This window comes from Streptomyces sp. NPDC102274 (assembly GCF_044766385.1).
In the GTDB taxonomy this organism is placed as follows: Bacteria; Actinomycetota; Actinomycetes; order Streptomycetales; family Streptomycetaceae; genus Streptomyces.
Window position 1 is genome coordinate 59,550 of record NZ_JBIWLW010000038.1, and the last position, 20,328, is coordinate 79,877.

The following is a 20,328-nucleotide window of genomic DNA, read 5'->3' on the forward strand; positions in this document are numbered from 1 at the left end:
GGGTGGGTGGCGCCCCCCCCCCCCCCGCCCGGGGGGCCGCCCCCCGCGCCGGGCGGGTGGGGCTACCCCCCACCCCCCACCCCCCCCCCCCCCCCCCCCCCCCCCCCGGGGGCCCCCCCCGCGGCGCGGGCCCGACGACCGTGAAAGCCCCGCCGTTTGCCCCACACGACCTCTGCGGCGATCGCCGCGCGCATCCAGGATCTCTACGGCGCTGCGCTCGCCGATCTCGAAGCCCACGCTGACGCCAGTCCCCGCGAGAGCATGCTCGCCGCGCTCCTCGGCAGCTACGCGGATCTCGAACTCGCCGAGCGCAACATCGATTTCCAGCTGGCGCGGCTTCGCCAGCTGGCCGGTCCGGAGCGTGTGATCGGGCCTCATGACGCCAGTTACATCCTCGACTGCGCGCGGCGTATCGCCGAATCCGTCGCCGTCCGCGACGCCCACACCAAGGTCACCGGCGCGGTCCTGCAGAGCCTGCACCGCGTTCCCGCCCCGGAACCCCCGGCACCAGCCTCGGCGCCGGCTGTGTCGGCTCCCGCCGCAGCGGCCCGCGCGCGCTGACCGTTTTCACCTGCCCCTTTGTTCAGGAGTTTTCCCTTTGGCCATCACCGGTCTGCCCCCTGCCACTGATGCTGATCTGTCGCGTGTCACCGAGTCCTTTCAGATGCTGGCCCCGCGCTGGAGCGTGTGGGTGCTGATGACGCTGTCCTCGGGGCCGTTGCGCTACGCGGAGATCGGCCGCCAGTTGTCGTGGCTGCACGACGGTCAGCTCCACCCCAGGCTGAGCAGGCTCTCCGGGGCCGGGCTGGTCGAGCGCACCGCATACTCCCCCCGGCACGTCGTCTACGGCCTGACCGACCGTGGTACTCACATGCTGCCCGTCCTGAAGACCATCGCCGACTGGGGTGATGAGTATCTGGAGAAGCGCCTCGTCACCAACCGCAGGACGGGGGAGACGGAGCCCGAGCGGATCCCTCCGGCGCGGAACATCGAGGACGCACTCACCCTGCTCACCCCCCGGCACGCCACCACCATTCTGTGGACCCTCAAGACCCGCGACACCTGCAGTGCCAGGGGGCTGGCCGGTGTCACCATTCCCGCCTCGACGTGGACCAACATCTACCCCCCGCTCCGCCAGCTGGTTGACGACGCTCTCGTCGAGGCCACGGAAGGGCCGGTCCCGGTCTACCAGCTTTCCCCATCGGGCAAGGGCCTTGCGCCCGTCTTCTGCTCGGTATCGGCGTGGGCCGCCGGGCGCCCTCTGGCCGAGGCCAGCACCCACCCGGTGTGGGGGCAGATGCCGGTACCGTCCCAGGCGGTGCCGGGCGTCTGGGCCACGCACCAGTCCCGCCAGTCGGCACCACCGTCCACGGCCCCGCCTACTCCGGCCCTCACGGCGCGGCAGGCCCCGGCCACCTGGCAGGGCGGCGACCTCTTCTCGCACCAGATACCGTCCCGCCCCCTCGCTCCCGCCCCGGCCTCTGGAGGGCGGGGCCGGTGAATCTCCCCGACAGCCTCGCGTATACGCGACTCGCCCACGCGGTTACCGTGCTGTCCCAGCCGGGGCTCATCCGGCTGGTCAGCGAGATCGACGACAACGGGCCCATTCCGCGCCGCGCGCTGACGCGCACTCTCTCCGGCCTGTCCCGCAACCAGATCCGCCACGCCGTGGACACGGCCCGAGACCACCACATGGTGCGCGTCGGGCAGCGTGCCTCGGACTCCTGCTACCTGCTCACCAGGACCGGCAGGGGGCTGGCCGACGTCTACGACTTGGCCGCCCGCTGGGCCCGGAACCACAACCACCCCACCGAGGCGGCGAGTGATTTCGTCACCCGTATCCAGCAGACCCTCGCCCTGTTCGCCGACCGGCAGGTCTTCGACGCGTTGTCCGCTCCGGCGCCTGCCGAGCCGCACGACACCGCCCAGCAGCTGGCCGATGTCGGCCTGTTGCCGACCACCGAGGCAGTGCGAGACCTGCGTCGGCCGTGGACGGCCCTGACGCAGTGGCTTACCGCCCACCCGCACCTGAGGTCCGCGGCGGCGCGGGGATCGTTGAGTGCTGTGCCGGCCGGGGTGGAGCGCGCTGCGTGAGATCCACCGCTGGACCGCCGTGTGTCCCGCGCCCGGTCCCGGGTCTGCTGCGCGGCATCTACCTGCCGCGCGGCGCGGATGCGGGCGCGTCCGCCATGACCACCTACGGCATCCCCCTCCTCGTCCTGGCCACCACCGGCTCCGCGTCGTTGACGGGGCTCGCGTTCGCACTGGAGTGGATTCCGCGCCTGTCGGCGTTCGCGCTGGCCGGGACCATGGTCGACCGGTACGGCACCACCGCCGTGTTCCGCCTCGCGACGGTGGCACGCGCCCTGATCGTGCTCGCCGCCGCCGTTGTCCTGCCGGCGCAGAACGGCGGGCCGGGATCGACGCTCACGGTCATGGCGCTGGCCGCCGCCACCGGAGTGCTCACCGAGTTCAGCTATATCGCGGCCGAGACCGCGGGCAGCGCCGCCGCCCGCGAGGCCGGGGCCCGCGCGCACCGGGTGCAGTCGGTCCTGATCGGCATCGACCAGGTCTCCACCCTGACCGGACCCGCGCTCGCCGCCGTCCTCCTCGACCGGAGCGGACCCGCCGGGATGCTCCTCACGCTCGCCGGCTTCTCCCTGCTCGCCGCCGCCCTCACCCCGCAACAACCGGCCCCCACGGTCGCATCCGCCGCAGCGGTGAAGGGGCTGCGCACGGGGTGGAGGACCCTGCGCTCCCTGCCGGCTCTCTGCTGGCTCGTAGGCGGGCTGGTCGTCTCCAACCTGGCGGTCGGCGTCCTCCAGGCCGCCGCTCCCGTCATCGTGGTCAAACAGCTCGGCCACTCCAGTACGGACGTGGGCCTGGTCTGGTCCGCCGCGGCCGTCGCCTCACTGACCGCCGTCACCCTGTGCCGCACGGCGATCGACCGGTGGGGACTGTGGCCGGTCGGCGCCCTCTCCGCGATCATTGCCGCCGGCGCCACCCTCGCCGTCGCCCAGGCCCACACCTACAGCACCTACCTGATACTGATCGCCGTCCTCATGGCGGGCGAAGGCGGACTGACCGTCGTCCTGCGCACCCTGCGCTCCCGTCTCATCCCCGCCGAAGCGTTCAGCGCCACCCTCTCGCTGACCATCCTCCTGCTCCTGCTGCCCTTCCCCCTCGCCGGTCTCCTCGTCGCAGCCGTACCGCCCGCCAGTCTCGGCTACGCCATCACCGGCTGCGCCGTCCTCCAAACCCTCGGCCTGGCCCTCTCTTTCACGCGCCTGCGGTCCCTGCCCGGACTGCGCGCCGCGCACGCCTGAACATTCAGGCCCTGACCCCTTTGCCGAATCGGAGAGGAATTCGATGCCCGTGCCCACCGCAACCCAGCAGGACCTGCCCGGCCTTGGTCTCCCCGGCCCGGCCGGGGCGGGCCCACGATCACCGAGCAGTTCATCGCCTTCGACCAGCAACACCCATGGGTCTGCCCGGCGCTGGAGCGTCTGGCCGGCGGCGCCACGAGGATCGGTATGAAAGCCCTGTTCGAAGCTCTCCGCTGGCGCATGCCACACGGCGTTCGCGGGCTGAACAACAACTACGCCAGCCTCTACGCCTGCAAGCTCATTGAGCGCACCCCCCACTGGGCGCCCGCGTTCGAACTGCGCCGCCGCCGCACTCCGTAACCACCCGCCCCAACGAGTTGGTTCGTCGGGGCGGCATGCGAACGGCCGCGGCATCCTCCGCCCGCGACGACATCCGCCATTGGCCATGCCCGCGAGTGACCCATGACTGCCCCGTGCCGGCCTGCCGCTTGTGCCCTACGCCCGACAGCCCTCCGCTGAACCGCCCCGAACCTGACCGGATGTATCCATGACCGACCTCGCCCCGACAGAGGGAGACGTGTATGTCTCCCCGCGCTACCTCGCCGGACTGCCCGGACACTCCGGCCGCAGTTTCGACCCCGTTGCCCACTGGCCGCGCCACCATCTCGATGCCGGACCGTGCCAGCAGGTCATCACATCGCCGGACCACCGCATCAGGATCGGCTGGTTCGGCGACGACTACGACATCTGGAAGATCAGCGCCGCCGAGGACCCCGTATCCGGAGCCCGCTGGACGGCGCGCATCAACCAGAACATGCCCCCCGAGATCGTCCACGGCCTCACCAGCGCCCTGGCTGCGGAGTGGGACGAGAACAGCGACAGCTTCCTTCACTGCCGGTCCTTCTACTGGTCCGACGCGGTACGGCCCTTGCTCGACGCCGGATGGGAACGCAAGCCCCTCGCGCGCGGCATGGCGGAGATCGTGTCCCCGGACCAGCTGGCGGGAGTGACGATCGACGTCGTCAGCTCCAGTCCGGACGCCGAGCTGGTGACCCTCTGGGCCGGGCCTCCTGGCTGGGGAACCCGCGCCGAGGCGGTCTTCACCGCGCGCACTCCGAAGCGCCTGATCGCAGCCACAGCAGCCGCCTTCCTCGACCCCACCCCCGTCGCCCGCTACCAGGACACCCTCGATCTCCGGCTCGCGAAGCTGGCACAGCTCACCCCCGTCCAGCCACCGAGTCCCGCAACACCCACCCCCCTCGACATGCAACGCGCAACGGCCGCCCGTCGCCCGCCGGCCGTGGGCACGCGCAGCGTCCCCCGCTGGAGCACCACCACACTCCCGCCCGCACCCGCGCCCGCCTCTGTTCCCGCACGCCGCCGCTGAACTCGCCTTCCTCTGACGGCTTACGGCTGTCCTTGGCTGGCGCTCGTCTCAACTCGGTGGCCCGGTTCTGTTCGACCTCCACCCTCCGGTCTGCGGATGCGTATCGCTTCCAGCGGTCCGGCTGGGTGAGTACGACGGACGGCCTTCGGACACCTGTGCCTCACCCCTCCGCCGGCCTCGCGCCGCCGCCCCGCCACTTGATCCTTTCTTGGAGTCGATTCTTTGCTGTCTCGTCCTGTTGTTCTGATTGTTGCTGCCGCCGATATGGAGGCCGAGGCGTACCGCGGCTATTGCCTGCAGAGCGTGGCCGCCGCCTACGACGTCGTCCTGATCACCGGTACCGAGCCGACGTGGGAGCGGCCTTACCTCGCCGACTGGGAGGTCGCCGATCCCACCGACCAGGCCGCGCTGTCCGCCGCCGGCCGGGCCCTGGCCGAACGCCACCAGTTGGCCGGGGTGATGACATGGACGGAGTGGTATCTCGTCCCCGTCGCACGGCTCGCCCGCCAGCTCGGACTGCCCACCAATACGCCGGAGGCCATGCAGGGCTGTCGCAACAAGGCCACCGCCCGGAGCCTGTTCGCCCGCCATGGTGTGCCGTCAGCCGCTTCCGTGAGCGTGTCCAGCGCCGAGGAGGCAGCCGCCGTGGCGCAGCGGATTGGATACCCGGTCGTCGTGAAGCCCGGTTCACACGCCGCCGCCGTCGGCGTCATGCGTGTCGATGACGCGGCCGGTCTCGACGCGGCCTACGCGTTCGCCGCGCAGACCGCCGAACGGGGCGTCGAGAACCGCCAGGTGCTCGTCGAGGAGTACCTCGACGGCCCGGAGATCTCCGTCGAATGCGTCACCTACCAGGGGCACACCACGGTGGTCGCCGTCACCCGCAAGACGATCAGCCCGCCCCCGTACTTCGAGCAGTTGGCCCATGCGGTCGATGCCGCCGACCCGCTGAGATCCACTGTGGCCCCCGTCGCCGCCGCGGCACTCCGGGCACTGGGTGTGACCGACGGTGTCAGCCACATCGAGATGCGTCTGGTCAACAACCACCCGCGCCTGATCGAGGTCAACGGCAGACTCGCCGGCGACATGATCGGCCACCTCGTCCACCTTGCCACCGGTATCGACCTGGCGCGCGCTGCCGCCGACATCGCCTGCACGCGCGCCCCCGAGCACACCCCGACCCGGCGCCAGGCCGCGGCCATCCGCCTCATCTACCCGGACACCTCCGGCATCCTTACCCAACTCCACCTCGATGAGAGCGCCCAGCAGCCGTGGCTGGAGCGCATCCGCTTCCAGCGCCGACCCGGCGACGAAGTACGGCTGCCCCAAGACGGCGGTGACATGTTCACCGCCCGCCTCGGCTTCCTCATCACCACCGGCCCGACCGGCGACCTCGCCCAGGCGCGCGCCCAGGCCACCCACCAGCGCCTGGCCGTCACCGTCGCCCCCAACGCCTGACCCGGGCCGCCCGCCGAGGATCCCCTTCCTGCTCTCCACCGGATGTGCCCATGCCCGACCCTGAACCGATCGACGGAGACGTCTACGTCTCACCCCGCTACCTTGCCGCCGCCACCGCTACCGGGGACCCCGCCCTTGAGCCCCTGCTCTCGCTGGGCTGGGACCTGCGGCACGACGATCTCGGCAACGTCTACGTCACCGCCCCCGACCACACGGTCCGCCTGGGCTATCTCCCCGAAGGAGAAGACGACGGCCTGTGGCGTATCAACGCCTATGCGGACGCCTTCGCCTCACCGGCCTGGGGGGCCTGCTTCAACGACGGGTGCCCGACCGAATTTGTCCGTGCCTTCACCACCGCGCTCGCCGAGGCGTACGAGCAGGGCCCGGACGCCTACCTCGCCGCGCCGGGCCCGGGGAAAACAGACCGCGACCTGTTCCTCGCGGTCGCCCCGCTCGTCAACCGCGGCTGGCAGATCGACCGCCCCCGCGGGGGCGTCTTCACGATTCAGTCCGCCGACGGGCTCGCCGGACTGGAATTTACCGCCGGACGCCTGGGCCCGGAAGCCGAGCTGACCACCCGCGACGCCCGCTGGCAGCTGTGGGGCGGTACCTCGATCGACCGCCCCGCCTGGCACGCCACCGCCAGCACCGAAACCCCCGTCGCCCTCCTCAACGCCGTCATGCAGTGTGTCAGCGATCCCGCACCGCTGCCGCGATGGCGTGAGGACACGTACAGCTACGTCCAGGGCCTGGCCCACCTCACCCCGGTCATTCCGCCGCGCCCGCCGGCCCCGACTCCGCTGGATGTCCAGCACGCCGCCGCCCTCCGCCCGGCCGCCCTCGCCACCTCCAGCGTCCCGCGCTGGAGCACCACCAGCCGACCGGCCCTGCCCGGCCCGCGCAGATAGCAACAGTTCGACCTCTACCGGAGGCCCTCTTGTCCCTGCAGGCCCCCGAGTTCTTCGCTGAACTCTGCCTCCCCTTCACCGGCAGCACCGTCGTGGGCAACACCTACTACGCCCCTCCCACCGTGGGCGTACCGCTGCGTCTGCGGATCAACTTCGTCGGCACCATCACCGCGGATACCTATGGCGGCCTCCGCTTGGCGGTCGTTCACACGGACAGGGGCGAGATCGATGCCGTGGCACTCGACTTCGCCGACCACGGCACCTTCCACCGCCGTGACGAAGCCCAGAACAGGTCCGCTTACGGCACTTTCAACAAGTACCACCGCCCGGAAGGCCGCCGTGGGAGGTCGCTGTCACCACCGGACTGCGCGACGCCATCGAGCAGTACACCTCCGTCTGGTTCCCCGGTGCTTGGCAGACGTCCGCGCCGAGCCAAGCGTCGGGACCTACCACTCACAAGGCTCCCGTCCCGTCGGCCACCCGCAACGGTGGCCGCGCCCGCTGAGTCCGTTCCTGTTTCTCCTCTTTACGACCAGCGTTTCGTGCAGCCCTTCCCGGCAGGAGCCCTTTCATGTCGTCCGATCCCTTCAAGAACCTCGACCCCGCGCAGGCCGTGAAGGTCCTTCCCCGCCACCTGGCAGGCCCAGGCCCCGCAGGCCCCCGCGCGGCCTGGCCCTTCCCGTTCGACGAGGACTGGTCTCTGCATGAGCCCGAGAAGGGTACGGCCTTCGCCGGCAGCCCGTGTCTGCGGCTGTGGACCAGCCTCGTCCCCGAACCCGACAAGCCTGGCAAGAGGAAGTGGACCATCCGTGCGAACCGTGTCCCGTTCGGGCCGGCGGCCTGGCAGATTACCTTCGATGCCACGACCCCAGTCGAACTGCTGCACGATGTCCACGCCGAGTTGTTCGACCTCTACCTGAAAGACCGGAACAGCGACCGGGACTGGTTGTACGAGGACGAAATGGCGCCGTACGAGGCGTACGCGCCGCTGTTCGCCCGTGGCTGGAGCCACGACGTCAAGACCGATGGCACGCAGACCTTCGTCGCGCCGGAGGGCCTCGGAGGTGTGCGGCACCGTTACGCCACCGGCTACGACGGAACGACCTGGACAGCCTGGGGCGGATACCCGAGCGCCCCATACTGGCAGGCGCGCTTCTCGTTCGGTACACCCATCACACTCGTCGCGGCTTTCACCGCCTCGCTGATCTCCACCGAACCGGTGAACCGCACCGCGAAGGACGTCCCCTTCCACACCCGCCACCACCTCTACGTCGCGGTGGCGGACAAGCAGGCGCACCTCTCCTCGCCACCCGCAGCGCCTCCTGCGGGCCCGCCTCCCGGCCGAACCCGCTGACTCCCCTTTTAACCCTGATCAAGGAGCCCCTCTTCTCATGCGTCCTCGTGTCGTCCGCGGCTCCGTCCGATCGAACGGAGCCGCGTGCCCAAGCACCACTGGCTGAACGCCCGCCGAAAGCCTCCACAACACCCCGGAAGCAGACCACCGGCCACCACCGATGGGCCGGCCGGACCCGACGGATTCTGGCTGACCGATACCGCCTTCCTCGCGCGGCTGCACACCGCGACCCTGGCCCTGATCGATATCGCCGACAACGTCATGGAAGACGACTTCACCCTGACTGAGGCCCTTGCGGGTGCCCGGCACCAGGCGACCGACCTGCTCGGCATCCCGATCGACTACGGGCTTTTGGCCGAAGCGGAGGCCGCAGCCCAGATCGTCGCAGCCGCCGGTCTTCCCGCAGGCTCGCCCTTCGCCCCGGCTGTCGCCCACGGCCTGGCCCGCATCGACGCGATGCCCGTCGAACGTCAGCAGCAGCTCGTCCGCGCCGCCGGCCGCCGCTTCGCTCTCACCGCCCCGCCCCACCCACGACCGACTCCACCCGCATCACCACCCAAATCCAAGCCCGGCCGCTCCCGTTGACCCCGGCCCCTCGCCCACCAGACACCTCAGGAGTTACTTCTTGCGCATCAGCCCTGCCCGCCGCCTTCCCGCTGCCGTCGCCGTCGCCGCAGCGGTGACCGGCACCCTTACCTGGTCCCCGGCCGCAACCGCCCAGTCGCCCGGGCCGACGCCCGCCGCCTCCACGGCGCCCAGCGAGAGGTCCGTAGCCGACGCGGGCAGCGTCGTCATCGTCAAGAAGGACCCGGCCGGCGACGTACTCGCCGGCGCCGCCTTCCTCCTCCTCGACGCCACCGGCCAGGAGACAGGTACCGGCAAGACCGACGCACAGGGACAGCTGGCCTTCACCGGTCTCGCCCCTGGCGTCTACCGGCTGAAGGAAACCTCCTCCGGCAGCCCGCTCCACGACGTCGTCGCCGACCAGGACGTCATCGTCACCCCCGGCGCCACCGCCCGCCTGACGATCGTCGACCCGTTCAAACCCGCCCAGGTCCTCCTCAAGGCCCAGGACGACAAGACCGGCAAGCTCCTGCCGGGCTCCACCGTGAACATCGGCGTCGGCGAGAAGACTCTGCTCACCCTCACCACCGGCCCGAAGGGCACCGCCACCGGCGAACTGCCCGTGCCCAGCAGCAAGACGGAGTTCTGGGTCAAGCAGATCAAGGCCCCCCAGGGGTACGACCTCTACAAGCCCTCCAAGAACTTCACCGCTGGACCCGGCGCCCCGGTCACCGTGACCGTCACCAACGCCAAGACCGCCACCACACCGAAGCCCACCCCGACCGAGAAGCCCACGGACAAACCGACCGACACCCCGCCCGCACCCACGGACAGGCCGGCCGAGAGCACCCCCGGCGCGTCAAAGCCCAACCCGACGGCTACCGGCACGCCGGACACCGACTTTTCGCTCGTTCCGTCCATGGACGGGAGCGAATCTGGGCCGCCGAAGGCTCCGGCCGGCTCACTCGCCCACACGGGTGCAGACGCCACCCCGTGGATCCTCGGCGGAACCGGACTCCTGCTCGCCGGCGGCATCGCCATGCTTATAGCCGCGCGCCGCCGCAGTACCCCGGAGCCCGACCAGGACGAGAACACCGAGACCAACTAACCACCGTCTTCTTCAAACAGCAGGCCCCCGGGAAGTCCCGGGGGCCTGCCGCGTGTAGCGGCCGAGCGGCTGGCGGTGAAGCCCGGGGCGGGCCCGTACGCGACCCGGGGCAGACCGGTCCCCGCAGGCTCTCCCACGCTGATGCGATTCCGGTACATCTCATCCCCGCTCGTCTGCCATTGGGCATCAGCTGCCAAGGCGGGCCGAGCGCCAGCGCCGGTCGCTGCGGCTGATCAGACCGCGTCCTTCCAGCCGGGCGAGCTGGTAGGCGACCGACGGAAGGCCCTTCGCCATGGTCGGCGATCCACGTCCTGATCACTCGCAGGATCTGGAGCTGACGCTCCGTCGGTGCCTCGTTTGCGGGCGGCACTGGTCGGTGACCTGGACGGCGTGGCCCAGCGAGACCAGCAGGAGCAGCAGGTCGTCGGTGGTCACGCCGGGGAGCGCAGGCCCGTGGCGTCGGCGCGGGCGCACAGTTACTCGATGACGAGGCGAAGCTGCTGAATGCCCTCCAGGTCGGGGACCGACCAGGTCAGCGCGAGTTCTCCGTGATCGCGCGGTGGCATGGTGACCGTACGGTGGCGCCGTGGCGGACCGTGAGGTCAATACGTCCGTGACAGAACGAAGACTTCGCTGAAGACCGCCTGTAACTCGGTGTGAGATACAAATACTTCCGACCGCATGCACCGCGCCCGTTCTGGGGGAACACCGTGAAGTACACCCGCATCACTGCTCTCGCCGCCATCGGGGTCGCCGCCACCCTCTCGCTCACCGCCTGTGGCAACGACGGCTCCGGGAAGGACTCGTCCTCCAAGGGCTCCTCGTCCTCGTCTTCTTCATCCTCGGACGGTAGCTCGAAGTCGGAGGGTGGCTCGGGCTCCGGCGGCTCGGAGGCCAGCAACGCGAAGTCGGGCTCCGGTGAGGACACCGAGGCCCGCGTCGGCGCCGCGAACGGCGCGACGAAGACCGGCGGCAAGGTCACGTTCTGCAAGACGGAAGACCTGGCCATCGATGCCAGGGACGCCGCGACCGATGAGAACTCCGGCAGGATCGACATCACCATGATCAACCGGGGTTCGACCGCCTGCTCGGCGACGGGCTTCGCGGGCGTCAACATCAAGGACGCCGACAACACCTCGAACCCCATCGAGCGCGGCCACGCCCAGCCGCGTATCACCACCCTGAAGCCCGGCGACGCCGCTATCTTCAACCTCGCCTACGACATCGACAACAGCGGCGACAGCCTCGCAGACCCGACCAACATCCAGGTGACGCCCCCGAACGAGACCCACACCGTGAGCCTGAAGTGGCCTGCGGGCGCGGGGGAGATCAAGGGCGCCTACACCGACGTTGAGGTCTACCCCACGCACACGACCAAGTAGGGGTGGTGACCGCGGTCAGCCCTGGTGGCCAACCGCCGTATCCGGCCAGGATCTTGGCCATCCAGCGTGCAGCTAGACCGTGTCAGCGACGCTTGGCATGCCCCTTTCGCAGCAGGTTCCCAGATCGGCGAAAACGTGGCGGTCTGGCGCCCAGCGACGGCAAGCATGCCGACGGCCCCCACCCGTGTACGGGACGCTGTTGGCGAATAGGGCCTCTGGCGTGACGTCTGCCTTCGAGACCCAGTTGTGGTCTCGAAGGCAGACGTTGCTGTTTGGGGTGGGTTCGCTTGTCGATGAGGCCGCAGGTGTCGGGAGACGTTCCGGTGGAAACCGTGCGGGTGGCACGGGCCGCGTTTCCGAAGGGCAGCCTGGCGATCAGGGTCCGGGACGAACTGGGGGTGATCTTCCAGGACGAGGACTTCGCTGGTCTGTTCCCGGTGAGGGGCAAGCATGCCTGGTCACCAGGCCGGCTGGCTGTGGTGCTCGTGTTGCAGTTCGTGGAGAACCTGACGGACCGGCAGGCCGCCGAGGCGGCGCGGGCCCGGATCGACTGGAAGTACGCGCTCGGGCTGGATCTCACCGACGCGGGCTTCGACTACTCGGTTCTCTCAGAGTTCAGGGACCGGCTGACCGGTGCGGACGGCGGTCGGGAGATCCTGGACGGCATTCTGGCCGCGGCCCGGCATCGGGGACTGATCACCGCCGCCGGTAGAGCACGGACAGACTCCACGCACGTGCTGTCCGCGGTGCGCGAGCTGAACCAGCTGGAGCTGGTCGCGGAAAGTCTGCGGGCGGCCCTGAACGCGGCGGCCCGCGCCGAGCCGGACTGGCTGAGTGAGCGTGCCCTGCCGGACTGGTTCAGGCACTATGCCACCCGCGCCGAGGAATCACGCTTCCCCAAGGACCGGTCGAAGCGCACGCGGGTCTACGAGCGGATCGGCGCCGACGGCACGCACCTGTTGCGGATGATCTGGGCGAACGATGCTCCGCCAGGGCTACGGACATTGCCCGAGGCGGAGATCCTGCGGCAGGTGTGGGTTCAGCACTTCCACCTGGTCGACGGCGAAGTGGCCCGCCGAGGCCCAAAAGACCGTCCGCCGGGCGCCACACGCCTGGCCACCCCGTATGACCCCGAGGCACGCAACGGCGGGAAGAGGAACGTGTTCTGGGATGGCTACAAGGTCCACCTGACCGAGACCTGCGAGCCGGATACCATCCACTTGATCACCAACGTCGCCACCACAACAGGCGAGGTCAGCGATGACCGCATGGCCGCTGTCGTCCACGCTGCCCTCGCCAGACGGGACCTGCTGCCCGGCGAGCACTGGGTGGACACCGGCTACGCCAACGGTCCCGCGATGAGCGCCGCCCGTCAGGATCACGGCGTGGCCCTGCACGGACCACTCAAGGCCGTCACCTCCGCCCAATCCAGAGGTGAAGCGACCTTCGGGCAGGAAGCGTTCACTATCGACTGGGACCAGCAGCAGGTCCACGATTCCGGGCACTCACACCAGCATCGTGTGGCGTCAGGCCATGTCACAGCGAGGGACGCCGGTCATCCGCGTCCAGTTCTCCCGGCGCGACTGCACCCCCTGCCCTCAGCGGCCCGACTGCATCAAACCGAAGTCCGGCAGCCGCAAGCTCATCCGGCGCGACCTCACCCTGCGGCCCCACATCGAGTACGACACCATCCACCAGGCCCGGGCTCTCCAGCAGACCGATGACTGGAAGGACCGCTACAAGATCCGCGCCGGGGTCGAGGGCACCATCTCCCAAGGCGTCCTCGCCCACGGACTGCGCAGATCCCGCTACCGGAGCCTGACCAAGTCCAGCCTTCAGCACCAGCTCACCGGCGCGGCGATCAACCTCGTCCGTATCGACGCCCATCTCACCGGGACACCACACGCCCGGACCCGCACCAGCCACCTGGCAGCACTTCGCCCCACCGAATGACATCGATGGGGCGAAGTAAGGCACCTATTCGCCAACAGCGTCCCGTGTACGGGCGGGGGCCCTCGCGCCGTGGATCAGGCCGTGGCGAGGGAAATCTCGGTCGACTTGATCAGCGCAACGACGGAGGAGCCAGCCCTCAGGCCGAGGTCGGCGACAGCATCCTTGGTGGCTCACCCTCGCCCGTAAGGAGTGACGCCGTAAGTGGCTGGGTAACCCGGAGACTTTTGCACCTTCCTGTCCCTGAGCGCGGTAGTTGGCAGATGCCGCCAGATAGCGCGCTCAGTCACAGCTCGTGACAAGGGGCACCGAACCGCGCGCCGGTTCGGGACCCCTTCCACACGCCGACGGGTCAGCCGGTGGCGGCCTTCCGGTCGGCCAGCATCTTCTTGGCCTGTTGGAAGTCCTCGTACGTCACGGCGTTCAGCGTCTCCATCTGGGTGAGCGCCCTCGTGGTGTCGTCCTTCTTCATCGCGCTGCCAGCGAACTCCAGCAGCAGCTCCACCATCGCGTGGCTCTTCCAGTGCCGCAGTTCCGCCTCGTTCAGCAGCTCCGGACCGCCGACCATCATCAGGTCGACCAGCCGGCCCCGGGCCCGCCACTCCCGGCGCCGACGCCACCAGCCCCCGCCCGGCCGGTTCAGGTCCCGCACCTTGCGGATCTGCTCCACCATGGCCCGGATCTGCGCCTCCTGCAGGGGCGTCCATGCCTGCCCAGCGCTGTCAGAGAGCGCCTGGACGGCCTCATGGGCGGCCCTGCTGTCGTCGCCCGTCCCCTCGCCGCTCAGCTGCTCCACGGCCTTCCTGAGCGATGCTTCCGCCGCAGTTGCGTCGTCGTGTTCGGACACGCTAACCCCTTCTCCTCCGGAAACGCGCAGCATGCCCGGCGGGCGTCACCCCGGGCAATCGGACGGCTCGGCCTCCTGCGGGTCTGCCGCACCCGGGGCGGTGCCCGTACGGCGGGAGCGCCGGCGGATGACGTCCGGCAGCTGACGGGAGGCGGCGGCCGGGATGAAGAACAGCCCGATCATGCCGAGCCCGGTCACAGCGGCGCCCAGCAGGCCCACCGACACCGACGGGTCGTCGACCGAGGACACCCCGCAGAACACCGAGCTGACCGCGACGAACACCAGCGACGCGACGATCCATCGCTCCCGCAGCGGGGAGCGCGTCCGCTCCGCTCCCCCCGCGGGTCAGATCGTCTGAGGCGAGTAGCCGCCCGCGTCGGCCTGGCTGCCGTGTATGCGTTCCCTCCCGTGCTGCCAGCCTCAGGGGGCGGACTGCTCCCGTACCGACGGATGCGTTTGGGGCAGCCCTGGCAATCCTGATCCGCGAAACGGGATGATTGCGTCACCTTTTCGCCAGTTCGCCGGGGGCAGACAGGAAAGATCCAAGAAGGACTGGCCAAGCGTCGCAGAGGCATGTCAACGTGGACGCCTTCCCGTAAAACGCCAGGTCAGAAAGGTGATTGCCTGTGCCGATTGCGTCCACCGCACCCGGGTTCTCCACGACCGTTGAGACCTTGAAGCTGCATTCGTGGCAGCTTGGTCCCGGACAGCCGACGGCGGTCATGGACCTGTTCAGCGCGGAGTTGTTCCACCTGGTCGTGGACGACCGTGCGGATGTCCACGTCAGCAGCAAGGACGGCCGCTTCTACCTCGGCTGGTTTCCCATGGGCCGGGCAGGAACGGACGGCGAGGGCTGGAAACTCGCCGTCACCGGCACCGCCTCGATCCCGGGCTACAGCATCAGCTTCGACACCGAGGCCCCGGCGGAGATCGTCGCCGCCGCCGTACACCGCGCCCTCGCCGGCTCCCGCCCCCTGTGAGCCGAGCACGACCCGCGCTCTTCCGCACCGCCCCGACCACCTCGTCATCGAGACCCGCATGTGCCTTCGCACACCGGCCGGTACTTCCGGCGGGGACCGGCGACATCCCCACGTCGCGTGGCGCGGGCGGTTCGTATGCCGTCCGTACTCTGCCCCTCGCGGGCTGCCCCCAGTCTCGACGCAAGGAGAAGGCTATGGAACCGGAACCTGAGTTCACCGTCGGCGAGATCATCGACAGTCTGTCCGCCTGCCCCCGCGACGCGGTCGTGCGGCTGGCCATCAACCCGTTCTTCCCCATGGCCCACCGCCTCGCCGACATCGTGGCGGCGACGGACGAGACCGGACGCCCGGTGGTCTACATCGCCGAGGGGCGCGACGGGGAGGAACAGCTCGGGCATCTCCCGCCCGACGTCGCCATCGCGCTCACCTGGCACGCCCCGGTCCAAGCGCCCCCGCGCAGGCGGCGCACAGCCGGTCACCGCGACGCCCAGTAACCCCGATCTTCAGGAGGCGCCCCTGCACCCGCACCACCCCCTCGGCCCGTCCGCCCCTCGATCCCCGGACCCGCTGTACTGGGTCACCCCGCGACACCTCGCCGGTGACGACGGCCGACTGGCCGACCACGCCACCGCCACCCTGACCCAGCTGGGCTGGACGTGCCTGACGATCGTCCGCGGACGCCAGGAACCAGGCGAGGCGGAGGCAGACCGGCAGGTGCTGCGCAGCACCGTCCTCCACCTCAGCCCCGACCTGCTGACCTGGGCCCAGTGGGTACTGGCCGACGAACCCTTCCAGCTCGGCGAACTGCCCGTGGCCTGGCAGGTATCCGCCCGCACACACCCCTCGGACCCGGTGGCCCAGTGGAACGCCTACTTCACCAAGGGCGTCCCGCACGAGGTCCTCGCCGACTTCCTCCTCGCACTCGACGCGCGCCCCGACCCCGCGTCCGGATTCGACGGACCCGAGGCCGTCCTCGCCGCGCTGACCGGGCAGGGCTGGGTCCGCGACATCGACCATCCCGACAGCGCCGCCTCCGATACGGGCTTCGCCTCCAGCTTCACGCTGTGCCTGCTCCCCCCGCTCATCCAGGACGCCGACCCGCGCCCTGGACCCGTCGGCTGGCAGGCGTGGGCCCAACCGGTCCTCGGCGCTCCGTACTTGTGGTGTGTCGCCTTCAGCAACTCCACACCCCACGATCTCGTGGCCGCCTTCGCCTCCTCCCTCGCCTCACCGGTACCGGTCCTGCGCCGCGTGCTGCCGGAAAGCTCCGCAGGCCGCCTCACCCTCAGCCCGGCGACCTGACCGCCCCCGCCCCCGCCCCCGCCCTCAGCGCAGTTGCCGTCGTCCCTGCCCACCGCGGGCCAGAGATGGGTGCCTTGGCCCTCCCCGCTTCTTTCGCCACCAGGGAGTTCGCTCTCTGGCCACGTGGAGCCGCACTTCGCCGCGCGGGGCCGACAGACCGTGGCAGCGGAAGCGGTACCGGCCTCCTCGTGACGTCGCTGGAGACGGCCGCGTACCCGAGACCGCATACGGTGCGAGCGTCGCGCGGAGAAGCGGCCAGGGACACAGGGGGTGAGAATCCTCCGCGTCCGGCAGGAGGACGCCGACAGCCACAAGCGCATAGCGCGCAGCCCGGCAGACCTCTTTCGGCCTGCCGGGCTTTTTCGCTGCTGTGGACGATTCTCGTCGGTGTCGGGGCTGCTGAACGAGACGTGCAGGTTCGTACGTGAGTACCGCTGTCATCGCTCCGCCGTGCGGCGCTGAAGGCGCTCCAGCAGCCCAGAGACTTGCTCGCGGAAGGTCTGCCGCCGACAGCCCAGGACCGGACAGACCAGACGTCGAACCTGGACGTTGACCGCGACCCTGCGGCCATCCACCGGCACATCCGCAACCGTCCGGACGTGATACCCGTGCACTTTCCCCGTCGGCACCCCGCACACCAGACAGGGAAAGGGTACATCCCGGGTCCGGGCTACGACCCGGATCACCGCGCCGTCGTCCGCCACATCATCGATGACCAGTGCCGAGAGCCCTGAAAACACCGTTGCCACAAGGAAGTTGACATCTCGCATACGACGTCAACGACGCCAGTCACCTGCCGTCACCACCGACTACGGAACAGAGCCGAACGTTTTACAGTCCCGTATTGAGGCTAGGGCCGGGCCGGCCAGATAGGACATGCCGTTGGCGAGGGCCTCCGGGGCGAAGGCGGTGGGCAGCGCGGCAGCCCGTTCGCCGGACAGCAGGGTGGACCAGCGAGCGGCGGACAGGGCACTGAGCTGGGGCAGCGTTGCCCCGACGAGCACTCCGGCGACGAGGTCCGGAACGGCGCCGGAGAGCAGCAGCGCCACGGCCCCGGCATGTGCGCCCAGCGCGCAGGGCAGCACTCGCGCCTGCCCGAACCGGTCGACAAGGCGTCCAATTTGAGGCCCGGCGACGGCGTCCGCGACAGCGAATCCGCCGGTGACGAGACCCGCGGCGGCATACGACCCGGTGCGTGCACCAGCCAGACGATGCCGATCCCCGTCATGGCGATGCCCAGTCGCCCGACAGCGGCGGGAAGGAAGAAGGCCGCGGCACCCGAGGTGCGCAGCAGGGTGCGGTAGTTCGCCGAAGCCGAAGGCACGACGCATCCCTTTCGCCGCCCTGCGGGACGCGCCACACAGGGTCGTCGGCGTCCGGATGTGCCGACCCGTGGCTGCGCCTGAAGCCGTCCAGTGGTGGCGTGGAGCGGGGACGCGCACCCCACGCCGACTCCGTCACCGGGCAGATGTCATGCGGTAGTTGATGACCTCCTCGATCGAGCGTAGAGAAACGGCGCGCGGAAACGAACAAGGAGGGACAGCACGTCTCCTTCGAAGTCGCGCAGGGCGAGAAGGGGCCGCAGGCCGAGAAGGTCCAGATCCCGGGCTGGGAATGCCTCTGCGTAACCGTCCGGCCCCCGTCCGGCCCCGGTCCGCCGGGGCCGGACGGCTGGGGTCAGGTGACGGGCCGAAGAAGGATGACGTTGTCAGAGACCGGCTGCGGGGGCGGTGGCGCGCCCTCCCTGTGGGTGAGGGCAGCGGCGGCGAGCGTCAGCTGGGTGACTCACCAGTCAACTCCGCTACCTCATCGACCAGTTCAGGGCCGATCTCTTCAGTCGGCACTCCGAGGCGAATGCGTTCACCGAAGCGCTGGTCCGGCGACGCCACCTGCCTGCCCAACGGGACGTGATGGCCCTCGCCGATGGCAGCTGGCACGGGGCAATGGCACACTGAGTACCCAACGGAGTTCCCTTGCGGAAGTCGGATCTTGGTCGATCTTCTATCTTACCGGGAGCTCCGTTGCCGTGTCCCAGCCTCCGCTGGTACGTCACCGGAGTGACGAACCACGCAGCGTCACCAGGGGGCATTTCACCCCCAACCCACCATTCGCGAGCGTCTGACCTGCACGGAGTCGCTAACTCACCGGCATTGCACTGACGTTCACCGACCTCGTGGCCGGTTGACTCCCCATCAGATGGCCGGGAGCGGGGATCCAACTGGCCACCTACATGCCTCCGACGGGTCGGAGTGGCGCACGCGAGCACGGGAACTCCCTGCGGCCCGCGGGCATGAGCCCGAACCGCACGGCCGCCCCCGGAGACATGGATGGGCCGCGGCCTCGCCGTGCTCGGTATCGCCGATCTCGCTGCGCCGGAGCTCGGTGTCCGATTCTCAGGCGTGGCCGGGAGCGTGCAGGAAGCGCCCGAGATGAGGCCGCCGGCCTCGTCTCGCGGGGAAAGCTCCACATCCCGGTCGAGAAGCCGTACACGCTCGCCGACGGCGGCGCACATCGACAGCCATGCAGGTCACACGCGCAGGGGCCGGGTCGTGGTCGTCTGAGCCGTTTCCCGCGCGGTTGCACGGCCCGGCATGCTGAATTCCTTGGCGGTGGTGAACGTGCTTCTCGTCGCCGAGCCCGGCGGGCAGGGATCGCTGCAGGTCTTCGAGCCGGTGCTCGCAGTATGCGGTTCGCACAATGACGAACTTGGTTGGGTTGCCCGGCTGATCAAGGGTTTCGCCAGTGGCTGGGCGGTGGTCATCGGCCGGGCGTTCACCCTGATCCAGTCATAGGGCCACCCGGAGCCCCGCGATCAGCAGGCCTTTACTGGGTGCGGGTGATGGACTTGTGCTCGACGTAGCCGGTGAGGCCGACCTTGCCGTACTCACGGCCGATCCCGCTGGCCTTGTAGCCGCCGAAGGGGCCGTCAAAGCTGATCGGCGCGCCGTTCAGACTGACGGTTCCGGTGCGCAGTCGGCGGGCGAGCGCCAGAGCGCGCTCCGGGTCGGCGGTCCAGATGCCGCCGGACAGGCCGTACTCGGAGTCGTTGGCGATCCTGACCGCGTCGTCCTCGTCGTCGTAGGCGATGACGGCCAGGATCGGGCCGAAGATCTCCTCCTGGGCGATGCGCATGGAGTTGTCGACGTCGGCGAAGAGGGTCGGGGTGACGTAGTTGCCCTTCTCCAGTCCCTCGGGGACCTGCGGGCCGCCGGCTACCAGGAGGGCACCCTCCGCGATGCCGATGCCGATGTAGTCGATGACACGCTGCTGCTGGTCGGAACGGATCATCGGTCCGATGAAGGTGTCGGGGGCGGACGGATCGCCGACCTTCAGCGATTCGACCATGGCTTTGAGCGCGGCGACGACCTCCTCGTACCGACTGCGCGGAGCCAGGATGCGGGTCTGCAGGATGCAGGCCTCGCCGTTGTTGCCCAGGGAACCGAAGCGCAGTCCCCGCACGGCGGAGTCCAGATCCGCGTCCTCCAGGATCAGGGCCGCCGACTTGCCGCCCAGCTCCAGGCTGACCCGCTTGAGGTGTTCGCCCGCGATGGCGGCGATGCGCCGGCCGGCACGGGTGGAGCCAGTGAACGCGATCTTGTCGATGTCCGGGTGGGAGACGAGGTACTCGCTGGTCTCGCGGTCGGCGGGAAGGACGCTGAGCACGCCTGCGGGAAGCCCGGCCTCGTGCCACAGGTCTGCCAGGAGCGTCATGCTGAGCGAGTTCTCCGGGGAGACCTTCAAAACGACGGTATTGCCGGCCAG

19 protein-coding genes and 5 pseudogenes are annotated in these 20,328 nt (G+C 69.7%); 18 read left to right on the plus strand and 6 right to left on the minus strand.

What is annotated here, in order from left to right:
• Positions 1-156 precede the first annotated feature (156 nt).
• From ACIRQP_RS35135 to ACIRQP_RS35195, 13 genes and pseudogenes are all read left to right on the plus strand, one after another.
• Positions 157-561, plus strand: coding sequence for a hypothetical protein (locus tag ACIRQP_RS35135; protein WP_403897770.1), 405 nt, complete (start codon positions 157-159; stop codon positions 559-561).
• Positions 562-598: 37 nt separating this feature from the next.
• Positions 599-1,501 carry a winged helix-turn-helix transcriptional regulator gene (locus ACIRQP_RS35140; RefSeq protein WP_403897772.1) on the plus strand — a complete coding sequence of 301 codons (903 nt, stop codon included), beginning with the start codon at positions 599-601 and terminating at the stop codon, positions 1,499-1,501.
• On the plus strand, positions 1,498-2,094 hold the full coding sequence (locus tag ACIRQP_RS35145; protein ID WP_403897775.1) for a hypothetical protein: 597 nt from the start codon (positions 1,498-1,500) through the stop codon (positions 2,092-2,094). Before ACIRQP_RS35140 ends, ACIRQP_RS35145 begins: the two co-directional genes overlap by 4 nt.
• Positions 2,091-3,326 (plus strand): MFS transporter, encoded by a 1,236-nt coding sequence (locus ACIRQP_RS35150; protein ID WP_403897778.1) that lies wholly within the window; start codon positions 2,091-2,093, stop codon positions 3,324-3,326. The genes ACIRQP_RS35145 and ACIRQP_RS35150 overlap by 4 nt, the downstream gene beginning before the upstream one ends.
• Positions 3,327-3,873: 547 nt before the next feature.
• A complete protein-coding gene (locus tag ACIRQP_RS35155; protein ID WP_403897780.1) occupies positions 3,874-4,713 on the plus strand; it encodes a DUF317 domain-containing protein in 840 nt (279 codons plus the stop codon).
• Positions 4,714-4,977: 264 nt separating this feature from the next.
• Positions 4,978-6,171 carry an ATP-grasp domain-containing protein gene (locus tag ACIRQP_RS35160; protein ID WP_403897820.1) on the plus strand — a complete coding sequence of 398 codons (1,194 nt, stop codon included), beginning with the start codon at positions 4,978-4,980 and terminating at the stop codon, positions 6,169-6,171.
• A gap of 50 nt (positions 6,172-6,221) precedes the next feature.
• Positions 6,222-7,079 carry a DUF317 domain-containing protein gene (locus ACIRQP_RS35165; protein ID WP_403897783.1) on the plus strand — a complete coding sequence of 286 codons (858 nt, stop codon included), beginning with the start codon at positions 6,222-6,224 and terminating at the stop codon, positions 7,077-7,079.
• Positions 7,080-7,108: 29 nt separating this feature from the next.
• Positions 7,109-7,584, plus strand: a pseudogene (locus ACIRQP_RS35170) (hypothetical protein).
• A gap of 66 nt (positions 7,585-7,650) precedes the next feature.
• On the plus strand, positions 7,651-8,433 hold the full coding sequence (locus ACIRQP_RS35175) for a DUF317 domain-containing protein (RefSeq protein ID WP_403897786.1): 783 nt from the start codon (positions 7,651-7,653) through the stop codon (positions 8,431-8,433).
• Between the two features lie 84 nt (positions 8,434-8,517).
• Positions 8,518-9,018, plus strand: coding sequence for a hypothetical protein (locus tag ACIRQP_RS35180; protein ID WP_403897789.1), 501 nt, complete (start codon positions 8,518-8,520; stop codon positions 9,016-9,018).
• 40 nt (positions 9,019-9,058) lie between these two features.
• Positions 9,059-10,105, plus strand: coding sequence for a collagen binding domain-containing protein (locus ACIRQP_RS35185; RefSeq protein ID WP_403897791.1), 1,047 nt, complete (start codon positions 9,059-9,061; stop codon positions 10,103-10,105).
• A 710-nt stretch (positions 10,106-10,815) separates the two neighbouring features.
• The gene (locus tag ACIRQP_RS35190; RefSeq protein WP_403897794.1) at positions 10,816-11,487 is read left to right on the plus strand and encodes a DUF4232 domain-containing protein; all 672 of its coding nucleotides are present in this window, start codon (positions 10,816-10,818) and stop codon (positions 11,485-11,487) included.
• 287 nt (positions 11,488-11,774) lie between these two features.
• Positions 11,775-13,440, plus strand: a pseudogene (locus ACIRQP_RS35195) (IS1182 family transposase).
• 74 nt (positions 13,441-13,514) lie between these two features.
• Here ACIRQP_RS35195 and ACIRQP_RS35200 read toward each other — a convergent pair.
• The 3 genes and pseudogenes from ACIRQP_RS35200 to ACIRQP_RS35210 form a co-directional block, all read right to left on the minus strand.
• Positions 13,515-13,607 (minus strand): annotated as a pseudogene (locus tag ACIRQP_RS35200) (TOBE domain-containing protein); the annotation flags it as partial.
• A 182-nt stretch (positions 13,608-13,789) separates the two neighbouring features.
• Positions 13,790-14,284: a hypothetical protein gene (locus ACIRQP_RS35205; protein ID WP_403897796.1), complete on the minus strand. Its 495-nt coding sequence runs from the start codon at positions 14,282-14,284 to the stop codon at positions 13,790-13,792.
• A gap of 45 nt (positions 14,285-14,329) precedes the next feature.
• Positions 14,330-14,566: a hypothetical protein gene (locus ACIRQP_RS35210; protein ID WP_403897798.1), complete on the minus strand. Its 237-nt coding sequence runs from the start codon at positions 14,564-14,566 to the stop codon at positions 14,330-14,332.
• A 392-nt stretch (positions 14,567-14,958) separates the two neighbouring features.
• On the opposite strand from ACIRQP_RS35210, the gene ACIRQP_RS35215 reads away from it, so the two are divergent.
• The 3 genes from ACIRQP_RS35215 to ACIRQP_RS35225 all read left to right on the plus strand — a co-directional run bounded on the left by ACIRQP_RS35215 (position 14,959) and on the right by ACIRQP_RS35225 (position 16,566).
• Entirely contained in the window at positions 14,959-15,264 is a 306-nt protein-coding gene (locus tag ACIRQP_RS35215; protein ID WP_403897801.1) for a DUF317 domain-containing protein, read from the plus strand.
• A 194-nt stretch (positions 15,265-15,458) separates the two neighbouring features.
• Positions 15,459-15,758 (plus strand): hypothetical protein, encoded by a 300-nt coding sequence (locus tag ACIRQP_RS35220; protein ID WP_403897803.1) that lies wholly within the window; start codon positions 15,459-15,461, stop codon positions 15,756-15,758.
• A 22-nt stretch (positions 15,759-15,780) separates the two neighbouring features.
• Positions 15,781-16,566: a DUF317 domain-containing protein gene (locus ACIRQP_RS35225; RefSeq protein ID WP_403897823.1), complete on the plus strand. Its 786-nt coding sequence runs from the start codon at positions 15,781-15,783 to the stop codon at positions 16,564-16,566.
• 449 nt (positions 16,567-17,015) lie between these two features.
• Here the strand turns inward: ACIRQP_RS35225 and ACIRQP_RS35230 are convergent.
• Positions 17,016-17,306 (minus strand): annotated as a pseudogene (locus tag ACIRQP_RS35230) (transposase family protein); the annotation flags it as partial.
• Positions 17,307-17,375: 69 nt separating this feature from the next.
• A complete protein-coding gene (locus tag ACIRQP_RS35235) occupies positions 17,376-17,651 on the minus strand; it encodes a hypothetical protein (RefSeq protein ID WP_403897806.1) in 276 nt (91 codons plus the stop codon).
• Between the two features lie 1,260 nt (positions 17,652-18,911).
• Here ACIRQP_RS35235 and ACIRQP_RS35240 point away from each other — a divergent pair.
• Positions 18,912-19,127 (plus strand): annotated as a pseudogene (locus ACIRQP_RS35240) (NADP-dependent oxidoreductase); the annotation flags it as partial.
• A gap of 42 nt (positions 19,128-19,169) precedes the next feature.
• The gene (locus tag ACIRQP_RS35245; RefSeq protein ID WP_403897809.1) at positions 19,170-19,358 is read left to right on the plus strand and encodes a hypothetical protein; all 189 of its coding nucleotides are present in this window, start codon (positions 19,170-19,172) and stop codon (positions 19,356-19,358) included.
• 31 nt (positions 19,359-19,389) lie between these two features.
• Here the strand turns inward: ACIRQP_RS35245 and ACIRQP_RS35250 are convergent.
• On the minus strand, positions 19,390-20,328 hold a 939-nt coding region (locus ACIRQP_RS35250; RefSeq protein WP_403897811.1), incomplete at its 5' end, for an aldehyde dehydrogenase family protein.

Bases quoted from the DNA above. Each gene is read 5' to 3' on its own strand.
- ACIRQP_RS35155 (WP_403897780.1), top strand. From the start codon at position 3,874: ATGACCGACCTCGCCCCGACAGAGGGAGACGTGTATGTCTCCCCGCGC.
- ACIRQP_RS35160 (WP_403897820.1), top strand. From the start codon at position 4,978: ATGGAGGCCGAGGCGTACCGCGGCTATTGCCTGCAGAGCGTGGCCGCC.
- ACIRQP_RS35165 (WP_403897783.1), top strand. From the start codon at position 6,222: ATGCCCGACCCTGAACCGATCGACGGAGACGTCTACGTCTCACCCCGC.
- ACIRQP_RS35175 (WP_403897786.1), top strand. From the start codon at position 7,651: ATGTCGTCCGATCCCTTCAAGAACCTCGACCCCGCGCAGGCCGTGAAG.
- ACIRQP_RS35220 (WP_403897803.1), top strand. From the start codon at position 15,459: ATGGAACCGGAACCTGAGTTCACCGTCGGCGAGATCATCGACAGTCTG.